Origin of the sequence: Enterococcus sp. AZ062, from assembly GCF_051715065.1 — a bacterium.
Lineage (GTDB): Bacteria > Bacillota > Bacilli > Lactobacillales > Enterococcaceae > Enterococcus_B > Enterococcus_B mundtii.
Map to the genome: position 1 here is coordinate 285,755 of NZ_JBIOTB010000001.1, position 15,985 is coordinate 301,739.

The window sequence follows — 15,985 nt, forward strand, 5'->3', positions numbered from 1 at the left end:
GTTTTTTGTAAAGGTGTATAATTTAAGTAGAACATAGAATAAGAAAGAAGTGTGAACCTATGATTACTCCTAAAAGTCTTGAAGAAGTAGCCGGTTATGTTGAAAAAGGCAATCATATCTTTTTCTTTACTGCCGATTGGTGTGGCGATTGTCGCTTCATCAAACCACAAATGCCAGAAATCGAACGTCATTTTTCAGAGTGGACATTTGTCGAAATGGATCGAGATGCGTACATCGATTTAGCAGCAGAATGGAATATTTTCGGTATTCCAAGTTTCATTGTCATCAAAGATGGGAAAGAATTAGGTCGTCTGGTCAATAAAGATCGTAAAACAAAAGAAGAAATCGAACAATTTTTAACAAAAACGATTCAGCAGTGAGAAACGAGAGGAGTGGGAAAAATGGAACAAGCATATAAGAAAATATTAGTTGGAATTGACGGAAGCGAGCAAGCGTTTGCTGCATTCAAAAAAGCTGTCGAGGTGGCTCGTAGAAATGAAGGCACAGTGTACGTGACGAATGTGATCGACCAACAATTTTATCAATTTATGGGGTATACGCCTATTGACCAATCCTTGATCGATCAACAGACTGAATCAGCAAAACAATTGATTGAAGAATGTAAAAATTACGGAAAATCCGTTGACTACCAAAAAATAGAAGGCATTGTGGCTTATGGTTCGGTCAGAGAATCTATGGCAGTAAAACTACCAAAGAAATATCAAATCGACTTGATCATGATCGGTCAATCAGGTTTGAATGCCGTTGAACGCTTTATGACTGGGAGTGTGGCAAGCTACGTGATTCGACAAGCTCCGTGTGATGTCCTAGTCGTTTCAGAACCAAGAGAAGCCTAGTTTTTGATTCAATAGGCAGATCCTTGAACAAAAAAGACGAGGAAACGAAAGATGGTGCATTTCGTTTCCTCGTCTTTTTTTGTGATCCGTGCTTTCTTTTTATTCCGGCAAGTTTTTCTAAGAGAATTTATCATGCAAGAACTTCCTTTTTTTGTTAAGATAATACAAGAGAGTTTGGTGCTGATCGATCTACTCAGTTGCCATAAATCAAAAACAACTTCAACAAATGATATTGGAGGAAACAAAATGATTTTTGCTTATAATCGCGCACATGTGGGCGACACATTAATGGTGATCATAGCCGACGATAAAGGCACGGAAAACACTGTTAGTCGTAAATGGAATGTTGCGCAAATCAAAGATGAATCTGGTCAAATCGTTGCATGGAACTTTTTCCATATCTCAGATCATCTAACAATTGAAGGCAATGGCCAAGTAACAATCTCAGAAGAACAACTAGCTGAATTGAACCGTTTGATCAAAGAAGCTGGCTTTGAAGAAACATTGGAAAAAGACAACCAACCGAAAATCGTTGTTGGTTACGTCAAAACTTGTGAACCTCATCCAGATTCTGATCATTTATCTGTAACTGAAACAGAAGTAGATGGTGGTGAAGTTTTACAAATCGTTTGTGGCGCACCGAATATTGAAGCAGGTCAAAAAGTAGTCGTTGCTAAACCTGGTGCAATGATGCCAGACGGTATGATGATTTGGCCTGGAGAATTAAGAGGGGTCAAAAGTGACGGAATGATTTGCTCTGCAAAGGAACTTCACGTACCTAACGCCCCAGAGAAAAAAGGCATCTTAGTTTTACCTGAAGATGCGATAGTTGGCGAAGCATTCAAAAACTAGCATGAATAAAAAAACGACTACCTCCATTGAGGTAGCCGTTTTTTTATTAATTATTTGAGCCATTGGAACTATTTGAATTTCCTTGATTTAATGCAGTATTATCAATTGTCAATTTGATATCTACAGTTTTTTCTTCTTCGCCACGGTAATAAGTGATCTTCACAGTGTCACCAACTTTTTTACCATAAAGCACAGACTGTAATTCAACACCAGATGAGACTTCTGTATCATCGATTTTTGTGATGACATCATATTGTTCTAAGCCAGCTTTTTCCGCAGGCGTTGCTGGTTGAACCGAACGAATGATCACGCCATTTGTTACAGAAGATGGTAATTTCAAGATCTGTTCCTGTTGTTGTGTAGAAACGGCGGAAAGATCGGTCATTGTGATACCCAGTGCAGGGCGTGTTACTTTTCCATCTTTTTCAAGTTGATTGATGATATTTACGACATCATTACTTGGAATCGCAAAGCCCATTCCTTCAACACTTACACTTGAAGAATCAGAAGTCGATGCAATTTTACTTGAATTGATACCAATAACTTGGCCTTCGATATTAACTAGTGGACCACCAGAGTTCCCTGGGTTGATCGCTGCATCTGTTTGGATCGCATTGATATTCACTGTCTCATTAGATTCATTTGTACTTGTCACTTGACGATTCAAGGAAGAAACAATTCCTGATGTCACCGAGTTTGCGTATTGAGAACCTAGAGGAGAACCAATCGCAATCGCAGGTTCGCCGACTTTCAATGAAGCAGAGTCGCCAAATGAAGCAACAGTATCGACTTTGTCAGCACTGATTTTTAAAACAGCTAAATCAGTATAAGCATCTGTACCGACTAATTCTGCTTTCACTTTTGTTCCATCTTTTAGTAAAACTTCTAGTCCTTGTTGTCCATCGACAACGTGATTATTCGTCACGATATAAGCGGAATCGCCCTCTTTTTTATAAATCACACCGCTACCTTCACTGTAAGCTTGCAATTCGCCATCTTCGCCACTACTTTCTTGTTGTTGGCCAAATAATGAACCAAACGGGTCAGATGATGAACTTTGTTTTTGTAGGTTGATAACAGAAACAACTGCTCCTTGCACTTTATCTACTGCAGAAGTGATATCTGAATCTACATTGACTTTTACATTTTCGACAACTGTTTCGCCTGATGCATTTTGTGTCCCACTGCTAGAAGAAGTCGTTACTGAGTTACCACCTCCAGTTGCTGCATAAAAAATACCGAAAGTCAGTAATCCGCCAATCACGCCACCAACTACGCCAAGACCTAGCTTTCGCCAAATGCCATTAGATTTTCTTTTTTTCATTTTTGGTGTCACATCTCTTCTGTCCATGTGATCTGCCTCCATTTATTATTTTCTTGATAAGTTAAGTATAGACTTATTTACTAAATTTAGTCTACTTCCAGACTGTGAACTTTTTATGAAAAACATTAGGAAAAATAATTGTTTTCAGATGAAAAAATAAAATACAAACTTATACACAGGAATTGTGGAAAAGTATTTGTAAAAAATGCGTATAAATGCCCATAAAAGTTATCAACAACTTGTGGAAAAAGTGGAAAAATCTGTGCGAAACATATGTTTGCTTAAGAAATACTTATGAAATAAGCAATAAAACAACGATAAGCTGTGGATAAACCTGTGGAAGATGTGTATAACTATGTGGGAAAACTTTTTTAAATCTCTTTGTCGAATAAGAATACTCTATTATAATAAGAAAGAAGAATTCGATATGAAAGACCGAGGGAAGGAAATTATTATGAATATAAAAATCATTTCAGTTGGAAAATTAAAAGAGAAATATTTGATCCAAGGAATCAATGAGTATGTCAAACGACTTAAAGCATATGGAAAAATCGAACTAATCGAAGTACCTGACGAAAAAGCACCAGAAAATCTTAGTGAAGCCCAAATGCGCCAAGTCAAAGAAAAAGAAGGCGAGCGTATACTCGCAAAAATCAAAGATCATGAATTTGTCTACGCTTTAGCGATCCAAGGCGAAAATCCTACCAGTGAAGCCTTTGCAAAGCAAATTGATCAATTAGGCATCCAAGGAAAAAGCCAGCTCGTCTTTGTCATCGGTGGCTCATTAGGATTAAGCGATGACGTCATGCAACGCAGCAATGCCCAAATCTCCTTCGGCAAAATGACCTACCCGCATCAACTGATGCGTCTAATCCTCGTTGAACAAATTTATCGCGCGTTTCGGATCAATACTGGGGCGCCTTATCATAAGTGATGCGGTTTTTATCATTGATCCTAAAAATCTTAGCAAGACAAAAAGTACGTAAGAAAGTAAAGACTAAATACTTCGGAGGAACAAATGAATAACAATGATAGGTTATTGCGATTGATTTGAAAGATACGGATTTGATTAAAGCTTTTGAGCTAGGCGGTGTACCACTGACTAAAGAAGAAGCTCAGGCGGTACTGACCAAAGTACAGGATAAGAACAAAGATAATGCAGAAAATAATGTGTATGAAAAAACCATCAACAACCAAGTTTTTGACGCATTCCTAAATGGCCTGATTCTCTTGGCGCGTGGTCCGCAAAAAGATAAGCCGATAGTAGACACGCCGCAAAAAAGCAAGGAAATCAAATATATCAACAATGTGTTGCTAAAAAAATTAAAAATCGCCTTGTCTATGACCACTGATGATATTTTAGACGTTTTTGCTGAGGCAGAAATCTATCCATCAAAAGGCGAAATCGGGGCATTTTTGAGAAAAGAAGGCCAACGAAATTTTAAGCATTGCGGAGATAAATATATGCGTAATTTTCTCAAGGGGTTAGGAATTTATAATCGGAGAAAAGTATAAAGAAATTTCATGAGAAATCAAAACAATGGTTGTTTTGATGAGAGCTAGTTTTTGTATGAGATTAAAATATTATCTTAATCGAGGAGCTGGATTGGTTTAATGAATGATGAAGATAAGATGCTTTTTGAAGAGATAGAGAATCGATGTAGGCTCAATTTTGAGCTTCGGGGAAAGATGTCTTTAATACAACAAAAAAAGTATTTAGCGAATAAATCAGAGTTTACTCTGGGACATGTTGAAAAATTAATCTCGGATTGGATTAGTAGTAGAAGCGAATTTACAAAAATAAAACAGCCGATTAAATTTGACATGAAAAAACTTTTGTTAAATAAGAGTGAGATAGGTAATAGAGATCAATATATTAGAGCTAAAGGGCAAGAAATAATTGATTCATTAGGTGAAATGAGGTCATACAATTATTTGTATGTAACACATAGAGCTGATGGAATGGTCATTACTGTGGGGAAATCTTCTTCTAATGATATTTTTTTAGATGGAGATCTTTTTTATCAACTCAATACAAATCACTTGTCTGGCACTGAAAATATAATTTTAAGGACGGAATATGGCAATGAAATATTTGCAAAATATGATGAGATTTTAAAAAATTATTTGGACTGGGCTTGGATAATTCCGGTTGAGTCAGGAGATGCTAAGAAACTGGAGAGATTATTGGGCGATGAACTAATTAATAAAAAAGTACCAATTTTAAATTATTATTCCCATAGACAATAAAAGGCTATTTTTCATGATAATACTAGTTATAACTGTAAAAATGGAAGAAAATCTGGGAAAGAAGTTTTTAAATAAGTGTATTGTTCGATTTTAATAAATAATAAGCAATACCATCCGTCTGTGTTGCGCAACATCGTACTACAATGAATATTTTTTCACAAAAAGAAAATCATCCATCGAATGAATGGAAGGTTTTAGTATACACGAGGTTAATGCCCCCTCTTTTATAATCAGAGGAGTGAGGTTTTTTCTATGAATGTTTCTATTTTCTTATTGCTAGTCTAGTTTCTCTTACGATGAAATTTGGATTCTATTCCAGTTTTTATTGATTTGCTGATAAAATAACTTGAATGGTGGATATAAACATGATAAATAAGAGAAGAATAACAAAACAAATTTGTGAAATGATTCTCAAATGAGTATAATAGAAAGAAAAAGGAGGAAGAATCAATGAAAATAGCAATTGCAGGCGCTGGCGCAATGGGAAGTCGCTTTGGGTTAATGCTTCACCAAAGTGGGAACGAAGTATTATTAATCGATGGCTGGGCAGAACATGTCCAACAAATCAAAGAACATGGATTACAAGCAAATTTTAATGGTAAAGAGGTAGAAGCAAAACTACCAATCGTTCTTCAATCCGAAGTAGAAAAAGAAGATCAAGTTGATCTGATTATTCTATTTACCAAAGCGATGCAGCTGGAAAAAATGCTGCAGGATATCCAATCATTAATCAAAAAAGATACAGAGGTCTTATGTCTATTAAATGGTATCGGGCATGAAGATATTATTGAGAAATTTGTACCAATGGAAAATATCTATATTGGAAATACCATGTGGACGGCAGGTCTTGAAGGTCCTGGTCAGGTCAAATTATTTGGAAGTGGTTCAGTAGAATTACAAAATTTAGGTGATGGAAAAGAAGCAGCTGCAAAAAAATTAGCAGACAAATTGTCTGAATCAGGATTAAATGCTCATTTTTCTGACAATATTCACTATTCTATTTATCGCAAAGCATGTGTGAACGGAACAATGAACGGATTATGCACAATCTTAGACGTTAATATGGCTGAGCTAGGAAAAACATCGACTGCTCATAAAATGGTGGCGACGATTGTCAATGAGTTTGCCAAAGTAGCAGCAGTAGAGAAGATTGAACTAGATGTCCCAGAAGTCATTGCACATTGTGAATCTTGTTTTGACCCGGAAACAATTGGGTTACATTATCCTTCAATGTATCAAGACTTGATTAAGAACCATCGATTAACAGAAATCGATTATATCAATGGCGCAATTTCTAGAAAAGGGAAGAAATATGGTGTTGCGACGCCTTATTGTGATTTCTTGACTGAGCTTGTCCATGCAAAAGAAGATAGTTTGAACGTAAAATAAAGGAGAGATTGAATGGAAACTTCACAAAAAATATCACCGAAAATTTTTCTGAATAAAGTCCTCGCTGGTACAGCAACAGGAATCATTATTGGATTGATTCCTAATGCAGTATTAGGTGCCATTTTAAAATATTTTAGTGCGTATCCCTTTGCGGTAACGATCGCACAGTTAGCAGTTATTTTTCAATTAGCAACACCTTTGATCATTGGTGGTTTGATTGCCTTACAATTTGGATTTGATCCGATGAGAATGATGGTTGTAGCCGGAGCTTCTTTTGTTGGTTCTGGTGTAGTCAAATTCACACCTGATTTGGGTGAAACGGGTGTTTACGTTGGTGCTGGTACAGGCGATATTATTAATACGATGCTGACAGCATCGATTGCTGTCGGGCTGATTTTACTGATTGGAAATAGTTTTGGGTCAGTGTCGATTGTGTTAACACCGATTGTTGTAGGTGTAGGTGCAGGTTTACTTGGTTTTTATTTATTCCCTTTTGTAACAGCAATTACTTCTGCAATTGGATCATTGATTAATAACTTCACTACCTTACAACCGCTGTTAATGTCTATCTTGATTGGTTGTTCCTTTGCCTTTTTGATTATCTCTCCTATTTCAACAGTAGCAATCGGAATGGCAATCCAACTAGATGGTGTTTCTGCTGGTGCGGCTGCGATGGGCGTAGCTGCAACCACTTTTGTTTTAGTAGTGAACTCTTGGAAGGTTAATAAGTCAGGTGTGACAATTGCGATTGCTTTAGGCGCTATGAAGATGATGATGCCTAATCTATTTAGAAAACCTGTGATTCTTATTCCTTGTTTAGTTAGTGCAGTGATTACAGCTATTCCTGTCGCTCTATTTTCTATTTCAGGTACGCCTGCTTCTGCTGGTTTCGGCGTGGTCGGACTTGTTGGTCCGTTGGCTTCTTTAGATGCAGGGCTAAATGGCTTTCTTGTTGTTCTTTGTTGGTTAGTCATCCCTGTTTTTGCGGCACTAATTACTCAATTTTTATGCGAGAAAGTATTTAAACTGTATGATCGAGAAGAAGTCTTCAAATTTTTAGGCTAGTAGATTTTACTAAGAAATTTTCAATCAATGGATGCGTAAGTGAGATGTCAACAACATCTGACTTACGTTTTTTTGCCTTTTTGAGTAGGAGATTGATGCTGACAACTGAACTCTTCAGTGCCATTCGATTTTTTAAAATGTAGAAGAAACTCACCTTTATGTTATTGATTGTTCAAAAGGCAACTAGAATAAAAATATGTGTTAAAATGAGAAAAAATTTGATTGTTGGATGTATCGAATAATCACTAAAAAGTAGGGGAAGAAAATGATTTTTTTGCAAAAATATGGTTTTTATTTTTTATTATTAGGTGTGATTAGTGATTTATCGACACCGTATATCCTTGGCCTTTTTTATCCCAAACTGAATCAAATGACTACCGTAATTAGTGTGTTTGGTGACGTAGATAGTCCAGTCAGACGTGCTTTCTTGGTCTGGTCAGTTGTATCTGGACTTTTTTTTGTTCTTTCGTTGCCTGCGTTGTATCACCTATTTGTTGGAACATCAAAAACACTTGCAATACTTGCTGTTGCAACAGTTGGTTTATATGGGATAGGTGATTGTATTTTTACTGGGTTATTCAGTATCAATACGAATGAAAGCTCTTGGAATCTATCGACTTGGATCCATAATATAGGTTCTGGGCTAGGCTATGCAGGCTTTCTACTTTTCCCATTGTTACTTGTTCTGCTTTATCGGGGAGCGTCAATAATTTTGTGTAAATAACTCGTCCTTCTGCAAAATAATGGGTTACTCAGTAAACATTGAAGCTAATGTATCCGTCACTTGTTGGAAGCCTTTATGGCTTCTATTTAAGAATTTTTGATTGTATGTATCAAAGATGGATACTAGGAAACGCTCTAGTGATTCTTCATTTTGAAACTGCTCTTTTCTGCGGCTGTATTTCTTGATTTGTTTATTGAAAGATTCGATTAAATTAGTTGAGTAAATGCTTCGGCGGAAACTCATAAAAAGTCAATAAATCTTGATTTTTTATCAGTGACTGCGTCACTTTAGGATAAGTTTTCTGCCACTTCTCAATCATACTCCCTAAAAAGGTATTTGCCTCTTCCTTTAAGCTAGCTTGATAAACAGCCTTAAAATCATCACAGATTTCTTTTCGATCTTTGACACATACTTTGTGAGCAATATTACGGGAAACGTGAACACAGCAATGTTGGTATTTAGCTTTAGGATAAATCTGGTGAATCGTATCTTTCATGCCTTTTAAGCCATCGGTAATAAACAGTAAGACATCATGAACCCCTCTGGAGTAAATGTCCTGTAACAACTCATTCCAAACGTAGGTCGATTCAGTCGGAGCAATCGCATAACTTAGTACTTCTTTAGTGCCGTCTTCTCGTATACCAATGGCAATATAGATTGCTTCTTTGGAGACGGTTTGCCGTTTTAAAGGAATATAAGTAGCATCCATGAAAATAGCGACATACTTATCATTTAGAGTTCTAACTTTAAATGCATTTACTTCTTCAGTCAGCACTTTAGTCATGTTGGACATGGTTTGGGGCGTGTAGTGATGCCCATACATTTTCTCAATCAAGTCTGCGATTTCCGACATGGTAATACCTTTTCGGAAGAGGTGAATGACGGTCTCCTCTAAGGTATCATTCGTCCGTCTATAAGCAGGAACAGTCTGTTGCTTGAACTCGCCCGTTGCGGTCGCGCGGAATCTGGAGATGAAGTTCCCCGTACTCGGTCTTGACCGTACGGTCATAGGAGCCGTTACGAGAATTACCCGTGTTAAAACCAATGCGATCGTACTTTTCGTAATCGAAGAAAGCCGTTAACTCCGTTTTGAGAAGCGTATTGACAGCTTTTTCCAAATGGACACGGAATAATTCATTCAAATCGCCTTTGTTCGCTAGAGTCTTTAGAATTTCTGTAGTAAAATCGTTCTTATGGAAGTCCTCTTTTCTGTGAATGTGTTGTGGTAACTCTATTCTACAGAAGGGACTTCCTTTTTTCTATTTACACAAAATATTTTACACTCTATTAAGAAGAAGCGTAACATAATATGTGTAATAAATATTTCACAGAAAGAAAGAAAAAATTATGCATTGGTTATGGGTATTAATCGTAGGAGCTATTATCGGTTTGATTGCCGGAGCAATTACAAATAAAGGTGGATCAATGGGATGGATAGCTAACATCGTTGCAGGTTTAGTTGGTTCAGCAATTGGACAAGCATTATTAGGTAGCTGGGGTCCTCAATTAGCAGGAATGGCTTTGATTCCTTCTATCATTGGTGCGATCATCGTTGTTGCTGTAGTATCATTTTGCTTGGGACGTTCAAGAGGTTAATCGTCAATATATCAGCAATTTTACCTATTATCTTAAGGAGCAGCTTTTCGCTGCTTCTTTTTTTGTATAGATAAACTGCTTCTATCACTGATCATCGATGTTGTCTAACTGATGTCGCCGAATGCAAGCATTACCTTTGTCAGATTAAAAAATACTCGTTACACTTAATATAGAACGACGAAAGAAAGGATGATCTCAATGAAAAAAATGTACGAAACAGCAATGATCAATCGTGGAGGCCGTGATGGCGAGGTTGAGGCACCAAACGGAAGTATGCACATGAAGATCGACCGCCCAGGAATCCATAGTGAAGGGACAAATCCGGAACAACTTTTTGCGGCTGGATACGCATCTTGCTTCAACGGCGCGGTTCAACACATGCTGGAAGAAAATAATCTTGAGTCTGATTCTGAAGTCAAAGCACGGGTATCTTTATTTCAATTAGAAGATGGGGGCTACCAAATCGGGGTTGTTTTAGAAGTTTCTTTGCCAGGACTTGAGAAGGACCAAGCAGAGAAAATCGCAGAAGAAGCCCACGCATTTTGCCCATACTCTAAAGCAACAAGAGGCAATATTGATGTGGAAGTGACTATAGTAGAATAAGGGATTCTTAATGTTACTATAAATGAGATTATGAAAGATCCTATAAAGAAACGCTAGTAAAAGAAACATGTAGTTACGGTAATTAATTGCGGTATATGTACGATTGATCGAATAGAACAAGGAGGCAAAAAAATGACACAGCGGGTAGCAATAATGATTTTAGTGTTGCTGGTCATTGGCCTCCTTGTTTACTATGTCCTAAAGTTTAAGCATTGGAAGCAGCAACGGATACATCAGGATATTGAAAAAAAGTTAAAACGGTATCCTATTGTTCAAGCAGCTTGGGAAAAGGCTGAAGCAAAACAATATAACATTCCTGGATTAACAGAAACAAGAATGGTGGTGCCGGAAACCGGCGAAAATGAGGTTTGTCAATGGATGACGCCGCAAGGGTTGGCTTTTTCTCAAGATTTTGTGTTTATTTCTGCCTACTGCTATGACCATCAGCATCATTCTATTATTCATGTACTGGATAGAGAAACAGGACAGCCGATCAAACTGCTGATTTTACCTAAACGGCCACATGTAGGGGGCTTAGTATATGATACAAAACGGGAACTTTTATGGTTGACAATCACAGGATCTGCTACTGGACGAGTAGCCGCTTTACGTTTGATCGATATCTTAGCAGATACATCTGAAGAGACGGGACAGCCAATCGCTTATTGGCTGACAACTGATCTCTCAGAGATTCCACAAGCATCGTATTTGACTCAAAACAATGATCAACTGGTATCTGGCAACTTCACACTAAAAGGTGAAGGACAGTTGACTTTCTATCTATTGCCGACGATAGCTGAAATGAAAACAGCAATTCGCCGCAAAGACAAAATCCAACCAACCGTGACAATGAGCAGAAAAACATCTGATAAGATTCAAGGTGTGGCTTTTTATGGCCATTATCTCTTAGCCAGTCGTTCTTATGGTCCTTATACCTCGGAACTCTTAGTGTCCGAGCGGGACTCTCCTAGCCGGATCCTAAAACGAATCAAATTTCCACCGTATTTGGAACAAATCGTTGTTGTAGAAGATCGTCTAGCAGTATTGTTTGAAAGTGGCGCCGCAGCGTATCGCGAGAAAGCCAATCCTGTGTTAGCCAATGTTTTATTACTAGACTTAGCAACGTTGCTTCATGCAAATAAGCGTCCCAAAAAGATTGCTGCAACTAAAAAATAGTCGGACAACTCAAGATGATCACTGTTGTTCATAAAGAACGACAAGAAAAATCATCTAGCGATGTTCAACTATGGGTTTATTTAGGAAGTATTTCTACTAAGATTCAATATGGCTATACAGATTCGGCGAAAAAACAAGGCAATGTTAAGTTTTTAAGAATCACAGATATACAAGAGGGACGTGTAAATTGGTCCAGTGTGCCTTACTGTGATATTAGTAATTCTAAACTAGTTGATTTAAGATTGGAAGAAAATGACATTTTGATAGCAAGGACAGGAGGAACTATGGGAAAAAGTTTCTTGGTTAAGGAAATAAGTGAGGAATCTGTTTTTGCTTCTTACTTGATTCGAATTAGGTTAGTTGAGAAATTATTATCAGAATACGTAGACTGCTTCTTAGACTCGCCATTATATTGGAAGTTATTAGAAAAAATTTCTTACGGAACTGGGCAACCAAATGTAAATGGTACAAATTTATCTAAACTACTTATACCATTACCACCTTTAGAAGAACAACAACGCATGACTACTAAAATAGAAATGATAAGAAGATCTATTCGTAGAATCAATTTTGAGTAAATATAACGGACCTAGCATCCATTTTATACCAGATGATGCTAGGTCTATTATTTATATTTTATGGAATTTAATTGATTTGTTCTAGTGTTTTAATATTATTACGACAGTAAAAAAATAGTTTGATTCTTCTAACATGAATGACCATCTAGAAGTGGAAATGTATAAAAGATTTATTTTATGAAGTTTTCCTAATATCATTCACTCATGATAGGCAGCTCCGTATCATAAATGAAATAATGATCGATATCACGAATGACTGTCAATAAATGACGGTCTTTTTTTAATGTTATTTTAACGATTATGAAACCAAAACGACGTTTTATGATATGTTCTATTTTTCAATTGATTATTATATTAAAATGGAAATATATCGAAGGTGTAAAGTTAATTTTATCAGTTATTTTATTTGATCAAAGAGCTCATTTTTTTATGAAATAATAAAAATCGTTTTAATCGTTTTAAATATGAAAATAATTCAGAAAAAATTCGTATTTAGTTTAAGAAGGACAGTATCTAAAGAGCAAAGCTATCGTTTAGGAAAAAGAATGTTGCAAGAAATCAACCATCAAATATCTAAGAAGGTGAATGAATGTCAATAGACAATGAAATGATCTATGAGAATCAAAAAGAAATTTGGAAAGTGGAACACCAACAAGACGAATTAGCAAATGGAAAACGTAGGTTAGAAAACCAGCTCCTTCAATTAGAAAAAGAACTTCAAAGAGGTTTTCGCCAATTATCTGAATTGAATCATGAAGATATCTAACAAGGTATGACCAATGCAATTTGGATGCAGAAGGAGTATGAAGCAAAGCAACAAACATTTCAACAACAATTTCATCAGGCACATGAAGAACTTGATTTTTCGTACAGGAAAACTTTACAAGGATTAGAAGTAGAAAGAGAAGAGTTGTTTGCAGAAAGGAGAACATTCGAGTGGGGTTAGTTTATGTAAGTGGGGAATCATCAGAATTTATGTCAGCGCTTAAGAAGAACTTAGCAAGTAGTAAAGAAACGATCAATCAACTAAAGATTGGAAGTCAAAAAATCGTATCAGCTGTTAACGGAAACGAATTGTCTGGTGCAGCATATACAGCAGGAAAAGGATTATTTAGTGAATTGATCATTCCGACAATTACACGAACAACGAATGCGATTGAAAAAATTGAACAGGAGCTACAAAGGTATAAAGTCGCGGATCAGATTGTAGCAATGGAAGGATACTTGGATGAGAACAAACTGAACCAGCAACTGGCGACGACACGAGTTATGAAAGCATCAGTAGACACGACTTCTGCTTTTGTCCAGTCCCAAGCACAAAGTAATCCGTTCGTCGGCATTCTCGAAACATTGCTAAATGTCCAACGAGATCTAGATCGTATGTCAGAAAGCTTTCAACAAGATATTGATCAATTACAAAATAAACTAAAAAAAATACATAATTTCAATACTCAAACTAGTGGATTATTCAATCATAGTTTGGATGAACTAAAACTGGCGATGCAAGGTGTATTAGTGTTAAAGAATACGCGAGTGAGGACAGATGGTTCATATTTGTTACCCGAGGGAATAAATAAAAAGTGGTTTACTTCTGATCAAATAGATATAGAAAATTATGATGAAGTTATTTCAGTACTTCAAACAACAGGGGTGCTCTGGCTAGTGAGAAAACAGAGAAACTATTTATACAAAAAGGAATACAGCATGGTCAAAATGCTTCCGACTATATCTGGAAAAACCGATATTCATTAGAATTACCAGACGGAAAGATTTTGGGAGAAGTTCCTGGAGCCACACTAGCTGCAAGAGAATCGGCTGAGAATGCAATAAAAGGGGTATTTAAATATGGAGGTAAGGTAATAACAGAAGGAGCAGGATTATTAATTGGTGTAGGGATAGATATAGTTTCAGGTGATAGTGCTGAAGAGGCTTGGGGAAAAGGAATAATTACAGGATTAGCGAGTGCAGGAGTAGTAAGTGGTATAAAGCTTAGTACGGGAGCATTAGCTGCAGTTGGACTAATTTCTGCTCCTGTAAGTATTGGTATAGTAGGTTCTATAGCTGTAGGTATAGGTGTAGGTATTGCGAATGATATTTTAAGAGAAAAATTTAAATTTGTTAGAGATTTTGAAGATAGTGTGGGACAAGCAGTAGTATCTGGATGGGGTGATTTCACTGAAGGGGTGAGTGGTTTTATTGGAGGCCTATTAGATGGAATATAACCGTAAAATTATTGGTGGGAAAATATATAATATTGCATTTCAAAAAAATAAAATTATTCGCGGATGGTTGTTATTAGTAACAGAAAACAATGAAGAATTTGTTGTTCGACAGAATTCAAATTTGTTAAGGTTGGGCAACTATCATCTGAAGAGAGAAATATATAAATCTAATACTTCTTTAATGAGTTTTTCTGTAGACTGTAAAGAGATAGAGAAAGATTATAAGAAAAAATCGAACAGCAATTACATAGGTAGTGCGGTTGCTTTAGTATTATATCCAATAATAAGAAAAATAGTTCCAGTTGAATGGTTATGGGATAATTCTGATCAATCTTTTAATTTTTCTATAGGTATAAAAAATCTATTGTTTTTTTGGCTAACTATAATAGTTTGCTTGTACTTTTGTTCTTTCTTTAGAAAAAGAAATTTTCTTTTTAAAATGATGAATAATGATTTTGATGTAAGTTTTTTAGGAAAGATAAATCTGATTAATAATTCTAAATATACAAAAAAAGTATGGACAATAAATAATCTAGTTGGTCTAGCTTTGATTATTTGTTTTACAATCATTTTTTTGTTTATAATACCTTTTTTAGTACAAGCAAGATTGCTAAGTTTGTTGAGTTTTTATATAGTTAAAATTTTTTTGTTCAATGGTAAAGTTTGGTTCGTTAATAATGATGTGAAATATATAATGTTAGAAAGTGTATCTTGAGTAAATGATATGGAAATAGAAGATGGTGAGATTAGAAATTTATGCTTTGATAAAAAAAGAGTAATTCCAGGTTGGTGTCTATTGATTTCAGATAATAATGAAGAATATTTAATAAGACAAAACAATTTCATGGTAGGTTTAAAGCAATATAGAGTTAATAGAAAGATCTATCAAGCCAGTATTTCTTTGAGTGAATCCAGTATTTCTGGTTTAGAAATGGAGAAGGAAATCAAGAAAAAATCAGAAAAAAGTTATTTAGGAGTAGCCATTGGACTTCCTTTAAGTAACTTAGTGAGGGACTTTATTCCACAGAATTGGCTTTGGGGCAAAAGTAATTTGCCAATAGATATGTTGGAAGGAATCATCAATTTATTATTCTTCTGGTTAACATTAGTCGTTTGTCTTTCTGTTGTCTCTTATTGGAGAAAAAATAGATTAAAAATGGAATTAGAAAAAAGAGGTAGTTCTTTAAAGCTTATAGGTAAGGGATATGCAATTACTCCATTGATCATTACACAAAAAAATTTAAAGTGGTGGTGAGAAGAATGAAGATGATTCATTGCGTAAAGGTATTAATAGTAGGGATAGGATTGCTTATATTTTATGGCATATTTACGCTAGTGCTTCCTTTTTT

Annotated in this window: 18 protein-coding genes and 3 pseudogenes; 19 read left to right on the forward strand and 2 right to left on the reverse strand. The window is 35.9% G+C overall.

Annotated features, from left to right (window positions below):
* The first annotated feature begins 59 nt into the window (after positions 1 to 59).
* The 3 genes from IGJ00_RS01365 (at position 60) to ytpR (ending at position 1,709) form a co-directional block, all read left to right on the forward strand.
* Positions 60 to 380: a thioredoxin family protein gene (locus IGJ00_RS01365; protein ID WP_071866164.1), complete on the forward strand. Its 321-nt coding sequence runs from the start codon at positions 60 to 62 to the stop codon at positions 378 to 380.
* A 21-nt stretch (positions 381 to 401) separates the two neighbouring features.
* Positions 402 to 857 carry a universal stress protein gene (locus IGJ00_RS01370; RefSeq protein WP_071866165.1) on the forward strand — a complete coding sequence of 152 codons (456 nt, stop codon included), beginning with the start codon at positions 402 to 404 and terminating at the stop codon, positions 855 to 857.
* Positions 858 to 1,103: 246 nt separating this feature from the next.
* Complete coding sequence (ytpR, locus tag IGJ00_RS01375; RefSeq protein WP_071866223.1) at positions 1,104 to 1,709, forward strand: YtpR family tRNA-binding protein; 606 nt, start codon at positions 1,104 to 1,106, stop codon at positions 1,707 to 1,709.
* Positions 1,710 to 1,755: 46 nt separating this feature from the next.
* Here the strand turns inward: ytpR and IGJ00_RS01380 are convergent, their stop codons facing one another.
* Positions 1,756 to 3,060, reverse strand: a complete 1,305-nt coding sequence (locus IGJ00_RS01380; protein WP_066025889.1) for a S1C family serine protease — start codon at positions 3,058 to 3,060, stop codon at positions 1,756 to 1,758.
* A gap of 427 nt (positions 3,061 to 3,487) precedes the next feature.
* Here IGJ00_RS01380 and rlmH point away from each other — a divergent pair, with 427 nt between their 5' ends.
* The 6 genes and pseudogenes from rlmH to IGJ00_RS01410 form a co-directional block, all read left to right on the forward strand.
* Entirely contained in the window at positions 3,488 to 3,967 is a 480-nt protein-coding gene (gene rlmH, locus IGJ00_RS01385; RefSeq protein WP_034689953.1) for a 23S rRNA (pseudouridine(1915)-N(3))-methyltransferase RlmH, read from the forward strand.
* A gap of 84 nt (positions 3,968 to 4,051) precedes the next feature.
* Positions 4,052 to 4,548, forward strand: a pseudogene (locus tag IGJ00_RS01390) (DUF1456 family protein).
* 99 nt (positions 4,549 to 4,647) lie between these two features.
* On the forward strand, positions 4,648 to 5,283 hold the full coding sequence (locus IGJ00_RS01395; protein WP_010728617.1) for a hypothetical protein: 636 nt from the start codon (positions 4,648 to 4,650) through the stop codon (positions 5,281 to 5,283).
* A gap of 450 nt (positions 5,284 to 5,733) precedes the next feature.
* Positions 5,734 to 6,672, forward strand: coding sequence for a 2-dehydropantoate 2-reductase (locus IGJ00_RS01400; protein ID WP_002291914.1), 939 nt, complete (start codon positions 5,734 to 5,736; stop codon positions 6,670 to 6,672).
* 12 nt (positions 6,673 to 6,684) lie between these two features.
* The gene (locus tag IGJ00_RS01405; protein ID WP_002291912.1) at positions 6,685 to 7,737 is read left to right on the forward strand and encodes a PTS sugar transporter subunit IIC; all 1,053 of its coding nucleotides are present in this window, start codon (positions 6,685 to 6,687) and stop codon (positions 7,735 to 7,737) included.
* Positions 7,738 to 8,002: 265 nt separating this feature from the next.
* Positions 8,003 to 8,434: pseudogene (locus tag IGJ00_RS01410) on the forward strand (DUF998 domain-containing protein); the annotation flags it as partial.
* 51 nt (positions 8,435 to 8,485) lie between these two features.
* On the opposite strand, the pseudogene IGJ00_RS01415 reads toward IGJ00_RS01410, so the two are convergent.
* Positions 8,486 to 9,678 (reverse strand): annotated as a pseudogene (locus IGJ00_RS01415) (IS256-like element ISEfm2 family transposase).
* Between the two features lie 130 nt (positions 9,679 to 9,808).
* On the opposite strand from IGJ00_RS01415, the gene IGJ00_RS01420 reads away from it, so the two are divergent.
* The 10 genes from IGJ00_RS01420 (at position 9,809) to IGJ00_RS01465 (ending at position 15,891) form a co-directional block, all read left to right on the forward strand.
* Positions 9,809 to 10,057 carry a GlsB/YeaQ/YmgE family stress response membrane protein gene (locus IGJ00_RS01420; protein ID WP_071866166.1) on the forward strand — a complete coding sequence of 83 codons (249 nt, stop codon included), beginning with the start codon at positions 9,809 to 9,811 and terminating at the stop codon, positions 10,055 to 10,057.
* A gap of 198 nt (positions 10,058 to 10,255) precedes the next feature.
* A complete protein-coding gene (locus tag IGJ00_RS01425; RefSeq protein WP_002292291.1) occupies positions 10,256 to 10,660 on the forward strand; it encodes an organic hydroperoxide resistance protein in 405 nt (134 codons plus the stop codon).
* Between the two features lie 132 nt (positions 10,661 to 10,792).
* Complete coding sequence (locus IGJ00_RS01430) at positions 10,793 to 11,836, forward strand: hypothetical protein (RefSeq protein WP_002292292.1); 1,044 nt, start codon at positions 10,793 to 10,795, stop codon at positions 11,834 to 11,836.
* A gap of 14 nt (positions 11,837 to 11,850) precedes the next feature.
* Positions 11,851 to 12,414, forward strand: a complete 564-nt coding sequence (locus tag IGJ00_RS01435) for a restriction endonuclease subunit S (protein WP_070828486.1) — start codon at positions 11,851 to 11,853, stop codon at positions 12,412 to 12,414.
* A 589-nt stretch (positions 12,415 to 13,003) separates the two neighbouring features.
* Complete coding sequence (locus tag IGJ00_RS01440) at positions 13,004 to 13,180, forward strand: hypothetical protein (RefSeq protein WP_260652452.1); 177 nt, start codon at positions 13,004 to 13,006, stop codon at positions 13,178 to 13,180.
* A 6-nt stretch (positions 13,181 to 13,186) separates the two neighbouring features.
* The gene (locus tag IGJ00_RS01445) at positions 13,187 to 13,360 is read left to right on the forward strand and encodes a hypothetical protein (protein WP_260652454.1); all 174 of its coding nucleotides are present in this window, start codon (positions 13,187 to 13,189) and stop codon (positions 13,358 to 13,360) included.
* A complete protein-coding gene (locus IGJ00_RS01450) occupies positions 13,351 to 14,166 on the forward strand; it encodes a hypothetical protein (protein ID WP_438844027.1) in 816 nt (271 codons plus the stop codon). Before IGJ00_RS01445 ends, IGJ00_RS01450 begins: the two co-directional genes overlap by 10 nt.
* A 20-nt stretch (positions 14,167 to 14,186) precedes the next feature.
* Positions 14,187 to 14,636 (forward strand): hypothetical protein, encoded by a 450-nt coding sequence (locus IGJ00_RS01455; protein WP_438844028.1) that lies wholly within the window; start codon positions 14,187 to 14,189, stop codon positions 14,634 to 14,636.
* Positions 14,626 to 15,351: a hypothetical protein gene (locus IGJ00_RS01460; RefSeq protein ID WP_438844029.1), complete on the forward strand. Its 726-nt coding sequence runs from the start codon at positions 14,626 to 14,628 to the stop codon at positions 15,349 to 15,351. Before IGJ00_RS01455 ends, IGJ00_RS01460 begins: the two co-directional genes overlap by 11 nt.
* 9 nt (positions 15,352 to 15,360) lie before the next feature.
* Positions 15,361 to 15,891, forward strand: a complete 531-nt coding sequence (locus tag IGJ00_RS01465; protein ID WP_071866170.1) for a hypothetical protein — start codon at positions 15,361 to 15,363, stop codon at positions 15,889 to 15,891.
* The last annotated feature ends 94 nt before the right edge of the window (positions 15,892 to 15,985 follow it).

What these genes read in the sequence shown, in the direction of transcription:
- IGJ00_RS01400 (WP_002291914.1), top strand. Translation starts at nt 5,734, where the DNA reads ATGAAAATAGCAATTGCAGGCGCTGGCGCAATGGGAAGTCGCTTTGGG.
- IGJ00_RS01425 (WP_002292291.1), top strand. Translation starts at nt 10,256, where the DNA reads ATGAAAAAAATGTACGAAACAGCAATGATCAATCGTGGAGGCCGTGAT.
- IGJ00_RS01445 (WP_260652454.1), top strand. Translation starts at nt 13,187, where the DNA reads ATGACCAATGCAATTTGGATGCAGAAGGAGTATGAAGCAAAGCAACAA.
- IGJ00_RS01435 (WP_070828486.1), top strand. Translation starts at nt 11,851, where the DNA reads ATGATCACTGTTGTTCATAAAGAACGACAAGAAAAATCATCTAGCGAT.
- IGJ00_RS01465 (WP_071866170.1), top strand. Translation starts at nt 15,361, where the DNA reads ATGGAAATAGAAGATGGTGAGATTAGAAATTTATGCTTTGATAAAAAA.
- IGJ00_RS01405 (WP_002291912.1), top strand. Translation starts at nt 6,685, where the DNA reads ATGGAAACTTCACAAAAAATATCACCGAAAATTTTTCTGAATAAAGTC.
- IGJ00_RS01365 (WP_071866164.1), top strand. Translation starts at nt 60, where the DNA reads ATGATTACTCCTAAAAGTCTTGAAGAAGTAGCCGGTTATGTTGAAAAA.
- IGJ00_RS01380 (WP_066025889.1), bottom strand. Translation starts at nt 3,060, where the DNA reads ATGGACAGAAGAGATGTGACACCAAAAATGAAAAAAAGAAAATCTAAT.
- IGJ00_RS01395 (WP_010728617.1), top strand. Translation starts at nt 4,648, where the DNA reads ATGAATGATGAAGATAAGATGCTTTTTGAAGAGATAGAGAATCGATGT.
- IGJ00_RS01370 (WP_071866165.1), top strand. Translation starts at nt 402, where the DNA reads ATGGAACAAGCATATAAGAAAATATTAGTTGGAATTGACGGAAGCGAG.
- IGJ00_RS01460 (WP_438844029.1), top strand. Translation starts at nt 14,626, where the DNA reads ATGGAATATAACCGTAAAATTATTGGTGGGAAAATATATAATATTGCA.
- rlmH (WP_034689953.1), top strand. Translation starts at nt 3,488, where the DNA reads ATGAATATAAAAATCATTTCAGTTGGAAAATTAAAAGAGAAATATTTG.
- IGJ00_RS01430 (WP_002292292.1), top strand. Translation starts at nt 10,793, where the DNA reads ATGACACAGCGGGTAGCAATAATGATTTTAGTGTTGCTGGTCATTGGC.
- IGJ00_RS01420 (WP_071866166.1), top strand. Translation starts at nt 9,809, where the DNA reads ATGCATTGGTTATGGGTATTAATCGTAGGAGCTATTATCGGTTTGATT.
- ytpR (WP_071866223.1), top strand. Translation starts at nt 1,104, where the DNA reads ATGATTTTTGCTTATAATCGCGCACATGTGGGCGACACATTAATGGTG.
- IGJ00_RS01440 (WP_260652452.1), top strand. Translation starts at nt 13,004, where the DNA reads ATGTCAATAGACAATGAAATGATCTATGAGAATCAAAAAGAAATTTGG.